Raw genomic sequence first — 14,277 nt, 5'->3', positions numbered from 1 at the left:
GGCGAGTGATTGCAGCACGGATCCGACACCGTGCGTGCAGCCGTTCATGTGCTCGGTTACGTCGACCCAGTGTGAGATGCTGCCGCGGTGGGGGTGAAGCAGGCGAAGGCTGTCAAGGATCAGGCGGTCGCCTTCAACCTCGCGCTGACGGCGCTAGCTCTTCTGACCGCGGCGGCCACCTTTGCAGCGAGTCTCGTTCCGGCGGGCAGTTGGCTCGTTGGTATCCGCATTCTGGCCGGCTGTTTGGCGGTGGCGACCGCCGTTGTCGGCTTCTTCAAGTTCAGGAACGAACGTGCGTTCAAGCGCCAGCAGGAGGATGAGCGGGTCTCGTTAGCCCAAGCCTTGAAGGCAGAGTCTCGTCGCACTTCATTGCTCATCAACGGAGCTATGCTCGGCACTGCCGACAAGCTGCGCAGGCTCTGCGTGTTGGATCAAGCATCCAAGGACTTGGAGATCAGCGGGTTTCGCACGTCGATTGTCAGCAAGGTCTGCGATCTCGTTCAGAGCGAAGCGCCGCGAGCCGCCTACTTCCGCGTTCAGGACCTCAGTGTTCGACCCAGAGTTATGCAGTCAGGCCCCTACAGTGACTCGCGGAATCGCGAGGACTCTTTCACCAGTGAGTTCGTCGAGGGCTGGGGTGGCGATCAGGGCGTATGGGACCTGATCGACGACGGCGACGTTGAGTTGAGTAACGATACTGGCACCACAGTCCCCGACTCCTGGGACGTAGCCAGGAATCGCCGGTATAGATCTTTCGTCTCGGTCGCGGTCCGCGCGGAAGGCGTCGCCTTCGGGATGCTGACTGCTAATACGATCGAAGCTGACGGATTCTCCAACTCGGATGTCGCATCCATCAAGGTGCTGGCACACCTGCTAGCGGCCGCGGAGGCTACGACTATGACTCCAGCCCGCATTGCCAAGGCCGTCCAGGGGCGGACTGTCTAGAATGTGCCTAACGTGTTTTGTCGGGAAGCGCCGCTATGCTGGCATCGTTCGAGAGGGGCGAGTGATGGCAAAGACCGTGGAGTTCCACGACGCCGACATGCGTCGCGCCTGGGAGGAAGCCGACGCCGCCGAGCGTGACGCGGAGCAGAATCCCGAGCGCATCGCAGAGCGCCGTCGCCGCTTGATCAAATGGGTTGAGGCGCGCGCGAGCGCGTAGTTCGACATCACTCTTCGGCCCGGGTCATTAGCTGCTCTGCCGCGGGGAGCGCGCTTAGTCGATCTTGGTGGCTTACGTTAGTTTGTTGCCTGGCCGTATCTACTCTTCGTTGGCAGACTCCTCTGGGGGGAAAAAGCCATAGCGGCCGTGCGATTCGTTCGCTGTAAACGCGATTAGATTCAAAGATGGTATGAGGTGGCTTGGGGGGTCTACATTCTCCATCACAATGATCTGCAACTGATGCGCATCAAGCAGGTCGGCGTAGAACAGTTCGGCGACTGATTGTTTGTCGCCCTGTCCTTCTTCGAACACAGGTTCCTTGTCAGGTTCACGGTATGTGACCAAGGGTGAGTCGATCACCACGATCCCTACGAAGCTCCGTTCAAACTCAACGCAGTATCGAGCCAGACCGATGGTGAACGCTGCATGCTGCAGAGCACGCATGCCCTTACCTCGGCCGGCCCGCGGTCGTCCTCCTACGACGAGATCGGCCGTTGCTTCATCGACGCGTACAGCACTTGCGCCGCGGACGCGCCAGGCAGTGAGCGTTCGTTGAACGGTGGCACAGAATGCGTCCAGGGTCGCCGCGGATGGAATTGGCATCGCGACAGCGGCCCCGTTGCCATCGTCGTTCTCGAACTCACGTCGGATTTTTTCGACCGCCTGTACTTGTTTAAGCGTGAGCAGCACTTGCTCTAATTTTGTGCGGTCAGCGAGCAGCTCACGCAGTTGCTGTCGATTTGGACGCAGGCGAGCGTCGAGCACGGCGATTTGTTGCGTGAGCGAAGAAGAGATCTCCCTCGCGGCGACAATCTCGCCTCGGACACGTCGTGCCCGAGCTCTCGTCGCTCTTAGGGTCTCTGATAGGTCCGCCGCCAGCTGCCGCGTTTTCTCAGTTTCGGCCGCGACAGCCTCCGTCAGTGAAACTATCTCGCTAGCTTGATGGTTGGTCCAGTTCTGGTGTTCTGCTGACGCTCCACATAGCACGCAGAGTTCTTTGTTGGCGATACTTAAAAGGGCACCGCCTTCTTGAACCATCTCTAGTCGCTCCAGGTCCGATTCATATTGTCGGGCAAGCAACATGAAACGGTTGTACGTGTCTTGTAGACTAGCGATCTCTCCTTGGGCCCGTTCAATTTGCAGCCTAATCTCTCCGCGGCGGGAGGCGAGGTCGTCTCTAAGCTGCAGACTGTCAGTCATGGAGCTGTTTTGCGCGTCGATGGTCGCATTGAGTCGGGTCAGCCGGGCTTGTGTCTCCGCGGGATCGCCTGATGGGAGGTCGTCCCCTAGCACTGAGACCACCCGATCCAAGAGCTCGGTGCGAGTGGTTTGTAGCGCCTTCATTTCCTTCGGCGGGAGTATCTCGGCAACGCCGGAATCATCGCTGCCTTCGAGGAGGTACTTGAACACCGATCTCTCGACAGTGCGGTGGATAGAGTTGCCGCTTGTGTAGATCGGCGGTTGAGGCGACTGCATTCGTGTTTCGTCAATGATCGAAATATGCGCGAGGTCGCGAAAGCTCAGGGCGCGTGTCTTATTGAATCGAGTGGAGCGCAAGCGAATGCCATTAAGACCTAAGCGAGTCAGTAGAAAATTCGAAAGGTTTCCATCGCTTCCCGCATCATTCTTTCCGGTTAGCTGCCGCACGGCTTCCATATCGGCAGGACTGTCGATATGGCCGTCGAAGAGATCAAACCTGCCACCGTCGAGATCGCGGGCGAGGGTTATTAGCGTCCTCTCGGAACCGTTGTCGAGGTCTAGTTGCAGAAGGATCCGGTTGTAAGAGGGGAGCTCGTGAATACTGCGAAGCTCTGAAGCACCCAGCATGTAGTCGATTGCGTCCAGAATGAAGGATTTGCCGGTGTCGGAGGGACCGGTGACAACATTGAGTCCTTCGGCGAAGACGACAACAGCCGTCGGTGCGTCGGCGGAGTGGAATGACAGTCGTCGCAGGATAAGGCGGGGAGCGCTCACAGTGCACCGTCCGCTGGCCCTATGAATTCTTCCGACCAGTCATCAAAGATGGACCGCAATTGCGCTCTCACTTCCACGTCGTTGAGCTGACCGAAGGTTTGAGCCACCCACTCCGCTCTTTCATTCAGCTTTGTGGCGTACTCCGAGGTAATCGATGCTAGGAATCCTTGAGCATCGTCAGTGGCTGCGTACTCAAGGCCAGCCGAGGTTGCCTCGATTCTCGCGAGTTCAGCGCGTATCGGTACGTGTAACGACGTTTCGAGAAGTGCTCGCTTTAAACCAAGCTCACCCTGTCTCCTTGGGATAGCGGGATGAATACTTATAGGTCCCCCGAGATCTGCGCTATGGAGAAGGATGTAATCGAATAGAACCAGCCTGTTGAGGTCGAGTGACCTAGGAAAATTCGCATTCAGAGTTACGAGGGCACGTAGTCCCACCTCGATAGGGCCGTTCAGCGGTTGACTCATTCTGAGTGTCTTACCCAGTCCAAGCGGTCGTCATTGGCGAGTTGATGGCAGATACCTTTGCGGTCGGATTGCTTCCAGACTGAAATCAGCGCATTCTCATCGATTCCGAGCGAACCCGCGATCTCCAGCACCCGGCCGAGCCGAGTGAGTCCATTGGGATGGTCGGCCTGCTCGACTTCCACAACACCGTCGTAGACCTCACTCTGCAGGTCCTCGAACGTCCCGGGTGGAACCTGATCTCTTGCGAACACCCTCAGAGACTCTGCGCTGAAGAAGGCGGAACGTTGGCGCCAGAGATGGTCTCGAAACCAGTCGCGTTCGCCGAGTTGCGATGGAGTGATCTCATAATCATTGAGCGACTCCTGGTAAGCGGCGACTAGCTTAGAAACGTAGCGCGCCTCGGAAGGGTCTGTGTCTTTTGGCGGTGTCTGTGGCGAAGGCCGAGTAGGTAGCGGCCCTCCGAACCGAAGCGTGTGTAGGGGGCTCTTCTCGGAGTGCAGTTGAAGGACATCCAGTAATTGCTCGCTGCCGAAGGCGGAAAAGTCGATGTGCTCAGCTGTTTTCGCGATTTTGTTCCTGGTCGGGCGGTCCCAATCGTTGAATGGCTTATCGTCGTTTACTTTCGCGAGGAACTTATTTTTAAGTTCGGCGGGGTCTGAAAGTAAGCGCTCTAGCGTGTTGCCGCACCCGAGAGGTGCCACAAATTGGTACCGACGGGGAAAATTAAATGCTCCCTCGGCTGACGCAAGAATAACTTTCGCCATCTCGATGTAGGCATCTGCCGGCGCGAGCGATTTCGCATAATGCTTACACTGATACCCATCCCAAACGCCAGACAGTCCAGATGTGCCCACAATGCCTACAACATCCAGGCCACGGTCACCTGCACCACCGTGCCGCTTCACCTCGTAGTAGCCCTCGAGACAGTGGGCCCATTCCAGAACGAATTCCTCCCAGTCGGTGCCGGAGTAAGTCCGAATGATTTGGAGAGGGGTTAGGCGCGGCCCGGCAAAATGACTGGTGGAAAGGACGGGTGCGTCTGGCAGCGGAGGCAGATCTGCCAGATCAAGTCCGCCCGCCGCCGACGGCCGAGTTGATTGCGCCAATCTGATCCCCCGTGCATGCGACGTCGCAATTGTTGAGCTGCGAAATATTACCTTGCTGACTAACCTAGTGGTCCGTGTTTGAAGTTGATTGACGGTTAGCTTTCTTGAGGATCTCGTCGGCGGTCTTGGTCCACACGAACGGGTGGGCACGCTTGTTCCATCCCGTGATGAAAGTTCGGATGGCGCGGGTTAGTTCGCCGACACTGCCGAAGGTGCCACGATGGATGCTTTGGCGTTCGATGGTGCCGAACCAGACTTCGACGAGATTGAGCCAAGACGCCGATGTCGGGGTGAAATGCACATGGATGCGCGGATTGTCGGCGAGCCACTCGCGGACCTCGACACGTTTGTGGGCTGCGTAGTTGTCCATCACCAGATGCAGTTCCTGGTCGGGATAAGCACGCGCGACGTGCTTGAGGAAGCGCAGAAACTCCTGATGTCGGTGCCGGTCCTGACAGATCCCGGTGACCTTGCCGGTGGCGACCTCCAGGGCAGCGAACAGCGTTGTGGTGCCGTGACGTACGTAATCATGGGTGCGGCGCTCTGGCCGGCAGGGTTGCATGGGCAACATCGGCTGGGTGCGGTCCAGTGCCTGGATCTGGCTCTTCTCGTCCACGCAAAGCACGATGGCGTTCTCCGGCGGGTCGAGGTAGAGCCCGACGACGTCGGTGACCTTGGCAACCAACTCCGGGTCGGTGGAGAACTTGAACGTCTCAGACCGCCACGGTTGGACCCCGTATTCACGCCACGCCTTGGCCACCGCCGAGAAGCTGATCTTCAGATGCTTGGCCAGCAGACGCGAACTCCAATGCGTGACCCCGAGGTTGGCAGGAGGTGGAGCCAGCGTGGCCGCGACAATCTCGCCATGATCGAGGTCTCGTGGCCTGCCCGATCGCGGCCGATCGATCAGCCCGGCCATCCCGGACTGTTCGTAACGGGCTCGCCATCCGATCACCGTCGGCCGCGACACCCCGGTGCGCTGGGCAATCTCAGTGTTCGATACCCCGTCGGCGGCCAACAACACGATCCGCGCCCGCTGCGCGGCTCCGGCCATCACCGTCGAGGATCGCGTCAACGACACCAGCGTCTCCCGATCACCGTCGCGCAATGCCAGTGGCGCAATTCGCATGCACAATTATCCCACCCAACCACTGTCAAATAACTTTAGACACGCGGCACTAGGTCGCGTAGGCCGGACGTGACGATGTACACCCGTCCGCCGAGCCGGCGGTTCGGTAGTTCACCAGACGCCGCCAGCCGGTACGCCGCTGCGCGACTGACCCCCAGCAGTTCTGCCGCGTGGGGCACCGGCAGCAGGAGAGGCAGATTGTTGAATACGTTGTCTTCCATTTTCATTCATCACCCTTCGATGGGCCCTGCCATGCGCCGAAGGTGGCGAGCAGGTGCTCTATGCATTTGATGCCCAAACGGCTCGCACCGCAGAGGGCCGGATGATCGCCCCGGTGCCGCACCCATCGAGCCGACTAACACAACTGTAAGTCTCCCCAGCGATGCTTCCGACGGAAGTTTTGCACTGGGGCTCATCAACGCCATCCACTTGCGACATCGTGTCGACGTCCCGAAAACCCTGCGCGTGACAGCGACAGACCACAGGCTCACAAGCTCAACACTCCACCTTCTCCGATCCGCCCCCACAGCCACATCGCCACGTTTCGCTGCATTCCAAAACCACTGTCCCCGTTACAATTACATCTATCCGTTCCACCTGTCTCAACTTCCAAATACCGCTTGGCACATTTGCACAGGGTGCGAGAATGGTTGTGGCGCAGTAAGCGTCAACGCTCAGATCTGTGGATGGATCGGCGAATGTTGACAATCTCGAAGCTCAAGGCGTGGTCGATCAACTACTACATCGACACCGCGGACATCGCCGCGCGCGCCAGCCGGGATGCGCGTTCAGCCGGTGGCGGGCTGGGGGAGTACTACTCCGAGCACGAGACCCGCACCCCGGTCTGGATCTGCGCCGGGGGACGCCCGCACGGCGGCGAAGCTTGCTGGGCTCAGTGATTTCCAGCGTGGCGGCGGGCAAGCGGATTCGGCGGTGGTGGGGCGGTGGCTCGATGACGGGATCGCCCCGAGCGGTGCGCTGGGGCGCACCTTCGGGACCCGCGGGGTGCATGGTTTCGATCTGACGTTCTCCGCGCCCAAGAGTGTGTCGCTGCTACGCGTGCTGCGCGGTGATGACGTGGTGCAGAAGGGGATCGCCGACGCGCAAGCCACCGCGATCAGTGAGGCGATGGAGTACCTGGCCCAGCATGCCGGCTACACGCGCGTCCACAATCCGGTGACGGGGGAGAAGGACCTGCAACGGCTGCCCGGGATCGTGGGGATCGCCTATCAACATGAGACCAGTCGGTGTGGGGATCCGCACCTGCATACCCATGTGATCGTGCCCAACCGCCAAGCCCGGGCTGATGGACGGTTGGTGTCGTTGGATGGGACGTCGCTGTTTCATGAGGCGAAAGCGGCGGGCGTGATCTACCAGGCCACGTTGCGTCGGGAGTTGCAGCGCTCGTTGGGGTTCGAGTGGGAGCAGGTCGACCCCGGCACGGGGATGGCCGAGCTGGCCGGGATGTCACGGGAGACGATCACGGCGTGGTCGCGGCGCTCGTCGCAGTTGCGGGACTGGGCGGCCGGGCACCTGGAGCAAGGGGAGGACGGCGCGTGGTCGGCGGCGCAGCTGGGTGCGGCGCAGAAAGCGACCCGGCCGACCAAGCCGGAGGAGCTGGCGTGGAGCGCGCTGGTGGAGCAGTGGCGCGCGGATCCGCGCGTGATGGAGATTGACCGCGCGCAGTTTCTCGCAGCCCGCGCTGCGCGGCGCGCACATGCGCGCACCGCGTTCGACCGCGCGCGGGTGCTCGCGGCCGCGGAAAAGATCGACAAAGCAACCTTCACCCGGGCTGATCTCGTCGAGGTGCTCGGGGCGCAGGTGCCGGTCGATTCGGAGCTCTCACCTCGGAAAATGGTGGAGGCCGCGGTGGACGCGGTCAGTGTGCGCTTGACCGCGCCGCGCGCGGCGCACCAGCGCGAAGGCCACGAAAAGTTCACCCTCGATGCCATCCTGGCCGAGGAGGCCGCGGTGATGGAGTTGGTGGATGCGCGCAATGAGCGCGCGCAGTTGTGGCTGCCCGCGCGGGACACCGCGGGCCTGTCTGCGGATCAGCGCGCTGCAGTGACCGAGATTGCGCGCTCGCCGTGGTTGGTGCAGCCGTTGACTGCGCCCGCGGGTGCGGGCAAGACCACCTGCCTGCGCACCCTGGCGGCCGCCGCGCACGGTGTCGCGCGGGGAACTGCGATTCTGCTCGCGCCGACCGGGAAGGCGGTTGATGTGGCGTTGCGTGAAGGGGCGGGGGATCAGGGCTACACCGTCGCCAAAGGACTTCAACTCCTCGAGAGCAAGGAGTTGGAGTTGGATCGGTTCAGTCTGGTGATCGTCGATGAGGCCGCGATGGTCGGCACCAGCGATCTGCGCCGGCTGCTGACCGCCACCACCGAGGCTGGCGCGAAAACCGTCCTGGTGGGTGATCCGCATCAGTTGGCGCCGGTGAAAGCCCGCGGCGGCATGTTCGCCCAACTCTGCAACGACCTGCCCTGGACCCAGACACTCTCCGAGGTGTGGCGGATGCACGACCCGGAAGAACGCGACGCTTCCCTCGCGCTGCGCGACGGCGACCAGAAGACGGTGAGCCAAGCAGTCGACTGGTACCGCCGCAGCGGCCGTCTGCATTGCGGGGACGAGGTCACCATGGCCGCCGAGCCGTGGCCGCCTATAAGGCAGATATCGCTGGGGGCAAGGACGCGTTGCTGCTGTGTGACACCAAGGAGATGGCTGATGCCCTCAACCTGCGGCTGCATCACGAGACCAGCGCCGCGGGCGCGGCAACGGTGGCCGGCGCGCGGGGACATCGGCTCGCGGTGGGTGATCTCATCCTCACCAGACAGAATGATGCGTCGATCCCGCTGCGCTACCGCGACAATCAGTCGGCCGAGCCCGGGCCGGTGCGCAATGGGCAGCGCTGGAGGGTGGAGAAGGTGCACACCGGCCATCAACAGGTTCTCGCGCGCCGCCTCGACGACAACGCCTACACCATCTTTCCCACCGACTACACCCGCACGCACATCACCTACGGCTACGCGCTCACCGTGCACTCAGCTCAAGGAGTCACCGCAGACACCACCCACGCCATATTGGGGGAGAACGCCAGCCGCCGGCTGCTTTATGTGGCGATGACCCGTGGGCGATACGCGAACTCGGCACACATTTTTGAGCGCGTGGCTGAGGGGCACGCGCACAGTCGCCACGAGCCCGACGGTAGACATCTCTCCGTTCGTGGCGATGGACTGGATGCTACGGACCTCGTGCACGCCATCCTCGCCAACGATCAGCCGGACGTCACGGCCCACACCTTTGCGGCGCATATCTTAGAAGCGGCATTGCTCGACGGTGTTCGCTCCGCTCGGGCGGCACATGCTGCCACGGTTTCTCGCCGGGCGGCCGACTATCGGGCGTGGCAGGCCACACACGAGGCGCTGACGCGTGACACCGACCGTGCCTGTGAACGCAGCCACAGCGCGAGTCGGGATCTGAGCTCTGGCTACGAACTTGAGCTCTGAACGCCCTGTTGGAGGCGAGCCCTACGTATCGGAATCTGGCCGACGATTGGTTCTAGGGAACACTGAGATCAACTGTTTGCCTTAGTTGCGTCGCGTAGGTTCGTCTCCACCTCGGCGACAGGGTAGGGCAGGTCACAACGGTCACCTGATCGTGAAGCAGACCCGATCGCCTCCAGGATGGCGAGGCCCATCTGTTTGGCCGAAGTCATCGACACGTGTGCGTTGCGGTGCGGCATCGGGTGTAGGGGGCGACTAATTGCGAGCGCTGGTCGCTGTGGATTATTAGCTATTTGTCGGGTTACGCAAACCGCCGTCATTGGGGCCAACGGTGTTTTAGAGTGGGCTATCTCCGATAGCCTGTTCGCGAACTGTCTGGATTCTGTCAGTCTGGAACGGGCCGAGTCGGAAACTTTTGCATGAGCTCCTCAATCCTTGGAGAATGCTGTGGACGAACATATATCTGTGTCTGCTACCAGTTACCGCATTCATCCAGGTGTTGGCATCGCAAGGCTCGGTGACAGTGCTGTGGACTATTTTATAGGTCCTGAAGCACCGGGTTGGCCATCGGAGCCTCGAGGCGGTTATAAGGATGCTGCAGGAAAAATCAAGAGGCAGGGAGCGCGGTTCCGTATTTTTGAATACGATAATTCGACAGAAACCCCGATCCGTGAAGTCACGGCCTTCAGCGAGGCTACCATCACCTGGACGGTACATCTCGCCAATAAAAAGGGCGCTTGGTACAATTTCGTAGGACGTCATGAATGGGCCGATCCTGAGAAGCGCCATCTAAGAAACGCATCGGTATCTGCAGAGCAGCACCAAGACTCCCGCACGACGCTAATCATTGATCCTGGACCAGTCGCGATAAAGGGTATCAACCAATTAACAAGAATTCCGAATGCACATTTCCTGGGTGCGCCGGTAGAGCTCGGCGAACTCCGTACAGACGACTATGGCCGATTGGTCGTGCTCGGCGGTAAAGGATTAAGCGCATGTGTCCCGCCAAACAATCTCATTACTCACTTCGCAAATAACGATGGATGGTACGACGACACCTCCGACGGCAGAATTGAGGCAAGGATCATTTTTGCTGACGGCACGGAGGCTATCCCGGACCCGGCGTGGGTCATTGTGGCTCCGCCAAAGTATGTTCCGACGCTGGAGAACCTAGTCACTCTTGACGACGCAGTCCGCGAGTTGTTCGTCGCGCAGAGCTACGTCCCGCCGCCAGCCCCTGGCCAAGTCGATTTTCACCGCGATATCGCAGCCGTGTTGGACCGCGTTGCCGACTACGCGTGGGTCAGTGCAGCGGGATACCGGGGGCATGGCGCGGGATGTCCGGGCGACTTCAGGAACGGCGACAACAGAAAACTGCTGCAGGGTGACTCGGAGGAAGCGGCTAGATATCGCAAGCGTGTGTTCGGCCGATTGAGAAAGCCGCTGGCGCTTGCCGATGACGCGACTGCCAAGAAACAGGCATGCCCTGAATATATGCCGCCATTGTCAGGTGACGGCGGTGATGCACGTCGCGGTGAACCGCGAACATGGATGAGCGTATTGCGCAGCCAATACGAGAAACTCGAGCGATGGGCTGACGGCGACTTTGTTGTCACGAGTGAAGAAACACCGATGCCGTTCGATGAAATTCCAGAACCTAGGCGGCCGGAGGCCTTGGATCGATCTGCCTTGCAGGCATGCGTCGGAGGACCGTTCTATCCCGGGATTGAGATGACCTTCATTTGCCAGGAAGAAGATACTTGGCGTGGTGCATACCGGATCTCCAACGATTTCAAGCCGGGTGATATTACACGGTGGATGGCGGTTCCCTGGCAAGCCGACTTCTACGATTGCATGTTTAACTGGTGGCCGGTGCAACGACCTGACGAAGTTTTAAGCCATGAGCTATACGACGCCGTCAGCGAATCGCTCGCGCAGAATCCGCGTTCTGGCAAAGCTGATCCTGCCCCATCTGTCGCCAAACTAACTCCTCAGCGAGAGCGATGGGCTCGTGGTTTACCGACGGCAAGGTTCGAGGGCTACAATGCGCTAGTCAAATACTGGAGTGACCTGGGATTTGTTCTGCCGCTTGCTCGATCGGCGCCAACCGATGAGAAAGTACTGGTGGAGCGCGAGAGAGCTAAATACGTTGGTGCAAATGCGCGTGACCTGTTTTACGCGTTGATGAATATTGATAAGCATCTCGACGTGCTCCCGGCGGCTCGCGCATACGCAGAGGACTGCTTGGCCACGTCGCGGCGGTGGCAGTCTGAACCCGACACCCCGTTCCATTTCACTCCGTTCGAATACACACCGCAAAATTTTGCGAATCGCCTCAATTCTTGGTATCTGGAATTAGTAGCGCAAAATAATGGTTATGATCCTGCCAAGGATGAAACTTGCCACAATGCGGCCGATGTAAAAGAGCGACTGCGGCAATTCGGTCCCTTCAACATGACAGACGGTGCATGGTTACGTGGGATCGGCCACGCGGGACCGATGGACTTACCGCATGCGTTAACATTCTCTGTGTATATGGATGAGTTAGGCGACGGTGATGTACGCCAGAATCATCCTAATTTGTATCGCGATCTACTCCATTCTATTGGAATATACCCGCGAGAATGCAACGGTCGAGATTTTGTTTATGACGATACGTTGCTGGACTCCGCATTCGACGCCGCTTGTTTTCAGATGGCGATTTCTCAGTACTCCCAGGATTTCTTTCCAGAGATTCTCGGTATGACTGTATACCTTGAGTTCAGCATTATTGAAGTCAACAAAACAATCGAACTTTTGAAGAAGTACGGAATCAGTACTCACTATTTTAGATTACATGTCGGAATCGACAATCCTGAAGATGGCCATTCTGCGTGGGCGATGCAAGCTGTCAACGCATATCTGCAGCAGCACGCCAGCTCGCCGGAGGTCGTCCAGTCGCTCTGGCGTCGGATCTGGGACGGATTCGTGGCCTTTTACCTGGCGGGCGGCACATTCGGTGAAGACTTGAAGAACCTCCTTGATCCTACAAAAAAGCCGACGTTGGATGAACGCGTTGAAAAAATGATTGCGGCGAAGGCCGATTACGGTCAGCTTAACCACGGAAGACGTCGCCTCGCCGGCACTAACATCAATGCTTGGTTCTCCAATCCGCGCGGGTTTATGAATGCTCTCGTAGACGCGGGCTGGTTCGTAAAAGGCGATCCAGACAACAGTAAGTTTTTCAAGTACACCAGTTTCGAAGAAGGGCCGATGTTCCGAGTGTTTACCGAGTCGGAGCTGAAGCTATGGGCAGATTGGTGTCGTGAACTGAAGAATCCACCGCCGCCTGCGGGACCACCGCCGCCTGCGGGACCACCGCCGCCTGCGGGACCACCGCCGCCTGCGGGACCACCGCCGCCTGCGGGACCATGGCCGCCTGCGGGACCATGGCCCATCTACGGCAGAATGGTCCGAGTCATGGATGGGCTTCGCCATACCGCGGCGGGATTCAACGTTCAGATTGCTGACCCGGAGCATCCGGAAAATTCTTACCCGCTCGATTACTGGCTGAACGAGCTGCCAAGCTCATATACGCTACAAGCTATTGCGTCGCCAATAAACAACCTCGTCGTATTGGGCCACCCAGAAGAGAGCACCCTCGTGACCGACATCCTTGCTCCGGCAAGTGATATTGGACGTGCGCTGCGGGACGTTTACATCCCGGGTACCGACATCAACGCTCAGCGCGCCGCGTCAGACTGGATTGGTGCGAATTGCCCAGTGAACAGCGTTGACGGCCCGATATCGCCTCTATGGCTTGCGTCAACAACGGAGCAAGCGAACTCACATCCCACGGGGATGATCATGGGAATGGGCGCCATCCATTAATGGGCTCACCGGCAGTTCACACTGATGTTCTGGTGGTCGGCGCTGGACCCGCTGGTTTGGCGGCGGCCTTAGCTATTCGTGCCCGAGGCATGTCGGTCGTAGTAATCAATCGAACATCACAACGCCCCGCAGGCTTCACACACGAAATCCTCTCCGGGCCAGGCCGAGCCATATTGGTGGCGTTAGGCATTGGCATGTCTGATATCGAGGCATGCGCCGAACCATTACAACAATTCTCATCCCAGTGGGGAGGCATGCAGTCGCAAGGTGCCACGAGGAGTATGGGTCAGTACGCGGGGCGGTATGTCGTCAACCGCGCCGAGCTTGACCGTTCGCTAATGCGACACGCGACCAAGATGCAAGTCTGTCATCGCTCAGACAGGATTTCTGCTGTCACAGCTACCTCCAACGGTTACCTCATCGAATTGCATCGCGGCCCAGCGGTCACTTGTCGTTTCTTGATTGATGCGACTGGCCGGCATTGCACGATTGCTCGTCAGCTCGGAGCCAAAGTGATTGTCGCACATCGTATGTTTGCCGTCGCTGATCGAATCGTGGACGAGGGCGGACTCTTTGGCGCCAGTGGCGCTACGATCATTGCAAGACCGGAAGGCTGGACGTTCACGTTCCCTGTGGCTGACAACGTATGTCTGGCACAGTTATTCACCTCCAACACCGCAAGCTACCGCGACCTCTTCGGAGGTACGCGGTCGAGTGTTGACAGCGTGCGGACGGCTTCGAGCGCGATCATCGATCCGATGGCCGGTGACAGATGGTTGGCCGTCGGCGACGCGGCTGTGGCACTTGACCCCATTGCATCGTCGGGACTAATAATGGCGCTAAAGTCAGGCGTTCGAGGCGGATCAGCCGCTGTCAGTGCACTTGAAGGTGACCGTAACGCTGTTCCCGAATTCACCCAGGCGCTGCGCGGGTATTTCACGGCGTTCCTGGAGGGGCGACGTCGGCTCTACATGATGGAACACCGATTCGACACCGAACTCTTCTGGCAAGAACAGACTCGCACTCTAGATATGGAACCGTGAGTGATCAGGGCGTGTCTGACAAA

At 59.3% G+C, this 14,277-nt stretch carries 11 protein-coding genes; 6 read left to right on the top strand and 5 right to left on the bottom strand.

What is annotated here, in order from left to right:
• Nucleotides 1–87 precede the first annotated feature (87 nt).
• A complete protein-coding gene (locus ACZYZ7_RS25175) occupies nucleotides 88–945 on the top strand; it encodes a hypothetical protein (protein ID WP_454790808.1) in 858 nt (285 codons plus the stop codon).
• 64 nt (nucleotides 946–1,009) lie between these two features.
• Nucleotides 1,010–1,162 (top strand): hypothetical protein, encoded by a 153-nt coding sequence (locus ACZYZ7_RS25170; RefSeq protein WP_454790807.1) that lies wholly within the window; start codon nucleotides 1,010–1,012, stop codon nucleotides 1,160–1,162.
• A 99-nt stretch (nucleotides 1,163–1,261) separates the two neighbouring features.
• Here ACZYZ7_RS25170 and ACZYZ7_RS25165 read toward each other — a convergent pair whose 3' ends face one another.
• From ACZYZ7_RS25165 to ACZYZ7_RS25145, 5 genes are all read right to left on the bottom strand, one after another.
• Nucleotides 1,262–3,136 (bottom strand): hypothetical protein, encoded by a 1,875-nt coding sequence (locus ACZYZ7_RS25165; RefSeq protein ID WP_463742078.1) that lies wholly within the window; start codon nucleotides 3,134–3,136, stop codon nucleotides 1,262–1,264.
• Nucleotides 3,133–3,603, bottom strand: a complete 471-nt coding sequence (locus ACZYZ7_RS25160) for an ABC-three component system middle component 2 (protein ID WP_463742077.1) — start codon at nucleotides 3,601–3,603, stop codon at nucleotides 3,133–3,135. The genes ACZYZ7_RS25165 and ACZYZ7_RS25160 overlap by 4 nt, the downstream gene beginning before the upstream one ends.
• Nucleotides 3,600–4,709 (bottom strand): ABC-three component system protein, encoded by a 1,110-nt coding sequence (locus ACZYZ7_RS25155; protein ID WP_463742076.1) that lies wholly within the window; start codon nucleotides 4,707–4,709, stop codon nucleotides 3,600–3,602. Before ACZYZ7_RS25155 ends, ACZYZ7_RS25160 begins: the two co-directional genes overlap by 4 nt.
• A 64-nt stretch (nucleotides 4,710–4,773) precedes the next feature.
• On the bottom strand, nucleotides 4,774–5,838 hold the full coding sequence (locus ACZYZ7_RS25150; RefSeq protein WP_463742075.1) for an IS630 family transposase: 1,065 nt from the start codon (nucleotides 5,836–5,838) through the stop codon (nucleotides 4,774–4,776).
• Nucleotides 5,839–5,873: 35 nt separating this feature from the next.
• Nucleotides 5,874–6,059: a helix-turn-helix domain-containing protein gene (locus ACZYZ7_RS25145; RefSeq protein WP_463742074.1), complete on the bottom strand. Its 186-nt coding sequence runs from the start codon at nucleotides 6,057–6,059 to the stop codon at nucleotides 5,874–5,876.
• Nucleotides 6,060–6,536: 477 nt separating this feature from the next.
• On the opposite strand from ACZYZ7_RS25145, the gene ACZYZ7_RS25140 reads away from it, so the two are divergent.
• From ACZYZ7_RS25140 to ACZYZ7_RS25125, 4 genes are all read left to right on the top strand, one after another.
• Complete coding sequence (locus ACZYZ7_RS25140; RefSeq protein ID WP_463742073.1) at nucleotides 6,537–6,737, top strand: hypothetical protein; 201 nt, start codon at nucleotides 6,537–6,539, stop codon at nucleotides 6,735–6,737.
• A gap of 34 nt (nucleotides 6,738–6,771) precedes the next feature.
• Entirely contained in the window at nucleotides 6,772–8,961 is a 2,190-nt protein-coding gene (gene mobF / locus ACZYZ7_RS25135) for a MobF family relaxase (protein ID WP_463742072.1), read from the top strand.
• Between the two features lie 845 nt (nucleotides 8,962–9,806).
• Nucleotides 9,807–13,211, top strand: coding sequence for a LodA/GoxA family CTQ-dependent oxidase (locus tag ACZYZ7_RS25130; RefSeq protein WP_463742071.1), 3,405 nt, complete (start codon nucleotides 9,807–9,809; stop codon nucleotides 13,209–13,211).
• Nucleotides 13,136–14,254: an NAD(P)/FAD-dependent oxidoreductase gene (locus ACZYZ7_RS25125; protein ID WP_463742070.1), complete on the top strand. Its 1,119-nt coding sequence runs from the start codon at nucleotides 13,136–13,138 to the stop codon at nucleotides 14,252–14,254. The genes ACZYZ7_RS25130 and ACZYZ7_RS25125 overlap by 76 nt, the downstream gene beginning before the upstream one ends.
• The last annotated feature ends 23 nt before the right edge of the window (nucleotides 14,255–14,277 follow it).

This window comes from Mycobacterium sp. IDUB_17, assembly GCF_055419465.1.
The sequence above is the reverse complement of the archived record's forward strand: the minus strand, read 5'-3'. Positions and strand labels throughout refer to the sequence as shown.

Coding starts and splice junctions, on each gene's coding strand:
- ACZYZ7_RS25170 (WP_454790807.1), top strand. CDS start 1,010: ATGGCAAAGACCGTGGAGTTCCACGACGCCGACATGCGTCGCGCCTGG.
- ACZYZ7_RS25160 (WP_463742077.1), bottom strand. CDS start 3,603: ATGAGTCAACCGCTGAACGGCCCTATCGAGGTGGGACTACGTGCCCTC.
- ACZYZ7_RS25150 (WP_463742075.1), bottom strand. CDS start 5,838: ATGCGAATTGCGCCACTGGCATTGCGCGACGGTGATCGGGAGACGCTG.
- ACZYZ7_RS25145 (WP_463742074.1), bottom strand. CDS start 6,059: ATGGAAGACAACGTATTCAACAATCTGCCTCTCCTGCTGCCGGTGCCC.
- ACZYZ7_RS25140 (WP_463742073.1), top strand. CDS start 6,537: ATGTTGACAATCTCGAAGCTCAAGGCGTGGTCGATCAACTACTACATC.
- ACZYZ7_RS25125 (WP_463742070.1), top strand. CDS start 13,136: ATGGCTTGCGTCAACAACGGAGCAAGCGAACTCACATCCCACGGGGAT.